Consider the following 7,152-nt stretch of genomic DNA (forward strand, 5'->3'; position numbering starts at 1 on the left):
TCCGCTCGTCGAGGTCGAACATGCCCTTTTTGATGGGATTGACCAGGATGGCGACCACCACGTCGTCGAATTGAGCGGCGGCGCGCTCGAAGATGTCGACGTGGCCCAGCGTCACCGGGTCGAACGATCCCGGGCATACCGCGCCGCTCATGACTCGACCAGCTTGTCGAAGTCCTGTTGCCACCTGGCGTGGCGGGCCCGATTGAGGATTGCCCGGGTGGCGGCAACCAACCCCGCTGCAGCCATGGCCGCGCCGAACCAGATCGCTTCTGCTGCTGCCACCGCCGCGTCGAGGGCGGTTCTAAGCGGTGGGCCGATGTGGGAACCGTCTTCAGCTACCCAGACGTCAATCGAATCACCAGTTTTGACTCCTGGAGGTGCCGAGACGGTGCCGGTGTGTTCGGTCCCGGCAGCAAACCATCGGGCAGGCACGGTGACCATCTGGCCGAACGTATCTTGGCGGACGAACTTGTCGCCGGTGACTGTGGCGGTGACGGTGCGCGGATTCTGAGCTTGCGCGGCGTAGAGATGGCTGCGGGAGTCGTAGACCGCAGTGCCCACGGCGGCGCCGATCGGCGCAGCCAAAAGGACTACCACCACGGCGAACATCACAACCAGTGCTTCAACCCGATCGCCTGCGCGTATCAGCGGGTTGCGGCCAAACAGCCGCATAGAGCGCCACCGTGGCAAGCGCACGGTGAAGGTGTCCATCGCGGCGTCTTCGTCCAGCCTGTGGCCGTTGAAGCGTTGATGGTCTGGACGCGAGGGGGCCATCGGGTAAGTCCTATCGGCGGATAGCTGTTGATTCCATCGTCGCTTTTATGGCCGCAGCAAGCATTGCCGGAGCCGGACAACAGCGGGCCCTCGCCTTGTCGCCGTTCGACAGAGCCGATCGGTTAATCAGTGTCGGTGGCGGCCAGTTCGATCATCATGGCCAGCCGCTTTCTGGCGTCGTCCAATGGCAGGTTGGTGATCTCGGCCATCTTGCGCAGCCGGTTTCGCACCGTGTTCTCGTGCACTCCTAAACGCTCGCCGGCTTCGATCGGGTCGCCCTGGGCCTCCAGCCAGGCCCGCAATGTCGCCACGTAGTCGGTCTCGTGGGCGCGGTCATGGCGGCGCAGCTCGGCCACCGGCCCACGGTTTGGGGAACGACCTGACCGCGACGCGGTGCGTAACCGCTGCAACAGGATTTCATCCCATGACTCGTCGTAGGCAGGAGGCGCGGAGGACCGGGACGTCACCTCGTGCAGCGCGAGGCACTCGTCGGCCTCGTCGCGGGCGGCGGCGAGGTCCGCCACCTCGGCTGTCCCACTGATGCCGGCCAACACCGTCGCCAGTTCGGGGAGGGCCGCCCGCAAACCAGTGATCCAGCGCCGCGCTGTCGCCGCCTGCTCGCCGGGAAGCACGGTGTAGACGGTGTTGCCCGCCAACGCGCTCCGGCCCGGCCGTGACCACCCGAACCCGGTGGTGGCGCGCTCGAACGCCAACAGCAGAGCGGCATCGCGGTCGGCGCCGATGAACGCTTGCAGCGCGATCACCCGCAGCCCGTCATGCGGTAGGCCCAGCCTGCTGGCCACCGTGGCCCCATCAGCGCTACCCTCCAGCAACCGGATCACCAGTTCGGATTCGACCTGGCCCTCCAGGTCCGCGCTCGCCCGTGACCGCAGCAGATGTAGGGCCACCGTGTGCGCGCCGTCGGCCAAGGCGGTACGCGCGGTCCCGTCCAGCGGCGCCGAACACGCCACCCACACCGACCCCAAAAGTTCTCGTCCCGAGCGCACCGCCACCACCATGCGCCCGTTCACGCCGCGTTCGGCGTCGGCGGCGACAAATACCGGATCGTCGGAGACCGCCAGGTGAGCAAATACCCCACGGGCCTCGAAGAATGCCCGCAGCTTCTCCGGTGTCTGCCTTTCTAGGATTGTCTCCACCCGCGCCGGGTCAGCGTGCTGCTGCAGGCGTGAATACGCCAGCACCCGCAACAGCCGATCATGGATGACCACCGCACCGCCGACCGCGTCCGCCAGACTGTCAGCCAACGCGAACAAATCGGTTGGGCCGCGGCCGGATTCAGTCTCGCGGCCCTCAAACACCAGCCCATAGACAACCGCAGCCAACTCGCTCCACGATACCGCCTCGTCGACCACCAACACCGCGCCAACCTCGGCGTCACCGTCGAACGTTATCGGTTCCTCACCGCCGCGCATCAAGACCACAACAGCACGCGCCGAAGCCGCCCACCGCGCCGCTTCCCGCAGGGAGCCGGCACCAATCGCCAGCAACACATCGCCCACCACCTGGCGATCTGCAGCGGCCTCGTGGATCACCACGCTGCCCAGCTCAGTCGACCTGGGCACCGAGGACCAACGCAAGCGGGCCCCATAACCACCCAGCACATTCACCAAGCGGTCCAAACTGATCACGAGCCGCTCCCAATGCCGAACTGACCATCAGCGTAACCAGGGATCGGCCGAGCCGGGTGAATCTGCGCGGTGAATCCCTTGATGTCGCCGGAACTGTGGGAGACAACGCGGACGCGAGTTACCGCAAGCGCTTCGGGCGTCAGCGCTCGGCCAGGTTAGTCGATTACTACGACCAGGGGCCGATGGCTGAGACCGGTCGTGGGCCAGGAGTCACGGTCGAGATTGTCGGCAGGTTTGCCAATTCCTATGCGAAACAAGGTCGTTGACTTCGGCGTGGCTACAGCATTCAATGTCAGCCACACCGATAAATTTGTTGACCTGAGGCGGGTGCTTCCGGGAGCAGGCGGCTTTCAGGGGTTGCGCCGGCGGGATCGCGGCGTACCCATTGGCAGCGTGCCCTCTTCGTGATCGAGTTCGCGTTGAAGCACACGAAGACTCCGGTCGGGCAGCATGCCGGCGTCACGCCAGCGCACGAGTTCGTCGCGTTGGGCATCGATGGCCGCTCGGCGTATTCCTGCGGCAGCCTCGTAACCAGGGGAGATTGGTATCTCATCGGACTCCGATGACTCGAGCAGATCGAGTCGACGTTGATATCGCTCGAGGTGGCTGGACAACTGATCGCGCGCGGCGGCGATTGCCCGAGTATCAACGTCGTCACGGTCCTGTTGGTCGAGCTCGTCAAGTCTGTCGAGTGCAGCGTGAACGGCGGCCATGCGAGCCTGATTGCGCAGGCGCACTTCGTCGACGGCATTCGCGCGAAGGCCGAGGGCACGTACCACCGGAGCGAACGTGATTCCCTGCCCGATTAGCGTCACTAGCACCACCACGAATGTGCAGAAAAGCAGCAGATCCCGGTTGGGAATCGGTGCGCCGCTGTCGGTTACAAATGGCACCGCGAAAATCGCGGCGAGGCTCACCACGCCGCGGGTGCCGGCCCAGCTCAGCACGAAAATCTCACGGCCACTGAGTCGCTCCGAGTTGCGGTCACGCTGGCCGCGGCTCGCCGTCGTTTGGGTGTCGTCGTCGGACACGGTGCCGGAGGCGTTTCCAAGCCGGGTATGCAGCGGTCGGGGAAGCGACTGAGTGAGCAACAACCACAGCGGCCGCATCAATAGCACCACCGTGACGGTAATCGTGATCGCCACAATGATCGTCGACGGTTCGTAGCCGTTGAGGCCGTCGAGAATGGTCGGCAGCTGCTGACCTATCAGCAAGAACACGAGACCTTCGAGTAGGAAGTTGACCAGTTGCCAAACGGCTCGGGTCTGTAACCGGCTCGCAGCCGATTCCGATCGTGGCGAGTCGTGTCCAACGATCAGCCCACAAACCACGACCGCCAACACACCGGAGGTGTGGACCTTCTCGGCCGCTAGATAAGTCACAAACGGTGTGGCGAGGGAGATTGCATTGGCCGTCAGCACGTCGTGCGTCCAGCGTCTGACGAGGCGGCGGCAGAACGCGAGGACGAGGCCCACCGCCAGACCGCCCAGGGCCGCTAGGACGAACTCCAGGACCGCGGATAGCATCGAGAATCCGGCGCCCCTCGCCACTGCGATGGCCACTGAAAGCGTGGTGAGCGCGGTCGCGTCATTGAGTAGTCCTTCGCCCTCGATCAGGGTGACGATGTTGAGCGGTAGTCCGACCTTGCGTGCAACGGCGAGCGCGGCCACCGGATCTGTGGGTGCCACCGACGCACCCAGCGCTATGCCCACCGCGAGAGTCGCACCGCTGACGAGCAGGCCGAACGCGAGACCGACCAATAGCGCGGTCACCAGAACCAGAATCACCGACAGGCTGATGACGGTGCGCAGGTTGCGGCGAATCCCGACAAGCGACGCTTCCAGCGCCGCGTTGTACAGCAGCGGCGGCAATATGCAGGCCATCACGACATCGGGATCAAGGCCGATGTTCGGCCCCGGCAGCAGCGCATAACCAATGCCGACGAGAACCAGAAGCGCCGCGCTGGGGATTCCCGTGCGCTCGCTGATCCAGTTCACCATCACGATGACGGCAACGGCGGCGAGCAGCAATGCCAGAGCCGTCTGCGCGCCCATGGCCTCATTCTGCAGGACACCGAACTCGGCCAGCGAAAGTGTCTGTAATTGGTAATTCGACCAGTATTGAGGTGTGCCAGAGGTCGGGCCGCGCTGTTCGCGGCTTGAGGGGCAAATGGCGGCCGGCCATCGGAGTCGGTGTCGGCACAAGTCTGCGGTCGTGCGGAGTCCGCGTCAGCGACCGCCGCCCGCGAGAGCGCATCCCGCCATCAAACGCACGCCCGCAACCGTCCGCAGTAGTTTCGAAGGCGGCCGCATTCAGCCAACGGTATAAACAGCGTGACCTGGTATTTCTTGGAGCAGCCAACGCAGCTCAAAAGATTAAACACTGAGAAGAGCTGACTGTAAATCCGTTCGCATCGCTGGACGTGGTGGAGAGGAGAGGTAGTCCAATCAACACGAGTCGCCACGGCTACGCCGAACGCCCATCGATCTGACTCGGTGCGTGATTGCACGCACGCGAAACGCCGGGTTCCTGCCGTGCAGCCGTCACTGGTGTTGATGCCATCAACACGATGCCCGTATCCGCAGGTAATTTGGCGTTCTTTGGGGTCGTTTCGCGCTGTCCAAACGGGCATCCCTGCAGTTCAGCGCAATTTTCGCGCCTGGTTCGATTCCCGGCAGCTCCACAGGAGAAAGCGCTGGCCAGGGCGAAAGCCTTGGCCAGCGCTTCTTTCGTCAATATCTCGTCGACATCGCTCGCCCACGCTCGCGTCGTGGCGCGGCACGGCACGTAAATTACCGCTGCCGCGCCGGTCTAAGGCGACAAGCCCGTACCGGCTGGCGCCACGGCCGTCGAAAGCTCCGCGGTCAAGTGTGTGGCGGCGCCGGTGCGCCAATTGAGCTCACCGACGAAACGGGCCGTCGATAGTCGTGGCCGTCGGGCAACACCACCACCGAAGGCACTCTGCGGCAGGCGACCACCGCCTCGCGGAACCCACGCATCGGCACCGCAGGCCTCACATGTTTGCGTCTATAAGCACCGGGTCCGCGAAGTGACCAGTTTGAAAATCACCAACAGCAGCACCGCGCCGACCAGCGCTCCCAAGAACGCGTGCTGTATCGGCGGGTGGATATCGAAGTGGTGCGGCGGGAACACGACGCTGCCCAGCGTGCCGCCGACATAAGCGCCAACAATGCCGAGCACTGCTGTTGCGATCCAACCCATGGGCTGTCTGCCCGGCACGACAGCTCGTGCGATCAGACCTACGACAAGACCGAGAATGATCATCCAAACGATATGTAGGACCACGACGAGTCTCCTCCTGATAGCGAACGACGGCAAAACCGCCCGGAGTCCACGGCTGCCGGCAGTCTCGGATACCGCGTCAGCGCAATTCCAAACCTGAAGGGTGCAATGTCGCGCCAACGATCACGCGTGAACGCTGCGGTTGAGATCCATCGACTGGTCGTGGACCGGTTCGGTGGGGCGCTGCGTATCGGTATAGGGATCAACACCGGTGTGGTGATCGCCGGGACGATCGGTGGGGGAGGCAAGCTGGAGTTCACTCTGATTGGTGACACCGTCAACGTTGCGGCCCGCGTCGAGCAGCTCACCAAAACAACCGGCGACGCGATCCTTCTAACCCAGCAGTGCGTCGACGCCCTGATTTCTCGACCGATCGAACTTGTCGAGCGGGGTTCTCAGTAAATGTTCAGTCGAGCGACGGAACACTGTCTGATGACCGTCGTTGTGGATCAACGGCGGTTCGCCAGCTCATAGCTATCAATCCACGGGAGCGACAGGCCATGTCCGATGAATGACGTTACGAAACAGGCACTGAGCAAGGTGCCGGCAGTCACCCTGGGCTTTTGGGTCATCAAGATATTGGCGACGACGCTCGGCGAGACGGGTGGCGACACCGTGACGATGACGCTCGACTGGGGCTATCTCGCCGGCGTCACGCTTTTCGGAGGCGTGCTGGTGGCGCTCGTTGTCGCGCAGATCTCCTCCAAGCGCTTTCATCGGATCCTCTACTGGTCGACGATCGTTGCCTCTACGACGTTCGGCACGACGTTGGCCGACTTCGCCGACCGATCGCTCGGTATCGGCTATACGGGTGGATCGGTTCTGCTGCTGTCTTGTCTGTTGGCTACCCTCGGGCTCTGGTATTGGTCGGAGGGAACGGTGTCGGTAAATACCGTCTCGACGCCGAAAGTCGAGGCGTTCTACTGGGCCACGATCACGTTTTCCCAGACTCTGGGCACCGCGCTCGGCGATTGGCTCGCTGACACTCGCGGATTTGGCTACGAACGCGGCGCGCTGGTATTCACCGCGGCTCTCATAGTGGTCGTAGCCTTGTATTACTGGACCGCCGTGTCGCGTGTCACCTTGTTCTGGGTTGCGTTCATCCTGACGCGGCCTCTGGGCGCAACCGTGGGGGACTTCATTGATAAGCCAGTCGCCGACGGCGGCCTAGCCTTGAGCCGCCCGCTGGCCTCGGCGGTCATCACGGCCATAATCGTCGCGATGCTCGTTATCTTGCCGCAACGTCCGGGACGTCACCCCGGCCCGAAAAGTCGTACCGCGGCAGGAGCGCAATCGATTGGTGCCGGCGATGGTCAGCCGGCCCCGGGCCGGGGGAACCTAAACCCATAGCTTCATCGCCTTGGCCATGGCTACGTCCTGCAAGCCACACCAACTCCAGCGGTCCGCTCTTGACGCCGTCAAGAGC

At 63.6% G+C, this 7,152-nt stretch carries 6 protein-coding genes and 1 pseudogene; 2 read left to right on the forward strand and 5 right to left on the reverse strand.

Features of this window, described 5'->3' with window-relative positions:
- The 5 genes from WAO18_RS16215 to WAO18_RS16235 all read right to left on the reverse strand — a co-directional run.
- Window positions 1–151 (reverse strand): adenylyltransferase/cytidyltransferase family protein (locus WAO18_RS16215; RefSeq protein ID WP_422207284.1); only part of this gene is annotated, 151 nt, incomplete at its 3' end.
- The gene (locus tag WAO18_RS16220) at window positions 148–774 is read right to left on the reverse strand and encodes a hypothetical protein (protein WP_422207279.1); all 627 of its coding nucleotides are present in this window, start codon (window positions 772–774) and stop codon (window positions 148–150) included. The genes WAO18_RS16220 and WAO18_RS16215, both read right to left, overlap by 4 nt.
- A gap of 122 nt (window positions 775–896) precedes the next feature.
- The gene (locus tag WAO18_RS16225) at window positions 897–2,423 is read right to left on the reverse strand and encodes a PucR family transcriptional regulator (RefSeq protein ID WP_422207280.1); all 1,527 of its coding nucleotides are present in this window, start codon (window positions 2,421–2,423) and stop codon (window positions 897–899) included.
- 350 nt (window positions 2,424–2,773) lie between these two features.
- Entirely contained in the window at window positions 2,774–4,477 is a 1,704-nt protein-coding gene (locus tag WAO18_RS16230; protein WP_422207281.1) for a Na+/H+ antiporter, read from the reverse strand.
- Window positions 4,478–5,450: 973 nt separating this feature from the next.
- Window positions 5,451–5,729 (reverse strand): GlsB/YeaQ/YmgE family stress response membrane protein, encoded by a 279-nt coding sequence (locus WAO18_RS16235; RefSeq protein ID WP_422207282.1) that lies wholly within the window; start codon window positions 5,727–5,729, stop codon window positions 5,451–5,453.
- Window positions 5,730–5,855: 126 nt separating this feature from the next.
- On the opposite strand from WAO18_RS16235, the pseudogene WAO18_RS16240 reads away from it, so the two are divergent.
- Window positions 5,856–6,128: pseudogene (locus tag WAO18_RS16240) on the forward strand (adenylate/guanylate cyclase domain-containing protein); the annotation flags it as partial.
- 105 nt (window positions 6,129–6,233) lie between these two features.
- A complete protein-coding gene (locus WAO18_RS16245) occupies window positions 6,234–7,076 on the forward strand; it encodes a hypothetical protein (RefSeq protein ID WP_422207283.1) in 843 nt (280 codons plus the stop codon).
- Window positions 7,077–7,152 lie beyond the last annotated feature (76 nt).

It is taken from the genome of Mycobacterium sp. (genome assembly GCF_049278535.1).
GTDB lineage: Bacteria > Actinomycetota > Actinomycetes > Mycobacteriales > Mycobacteriaceae > Mycobacterium.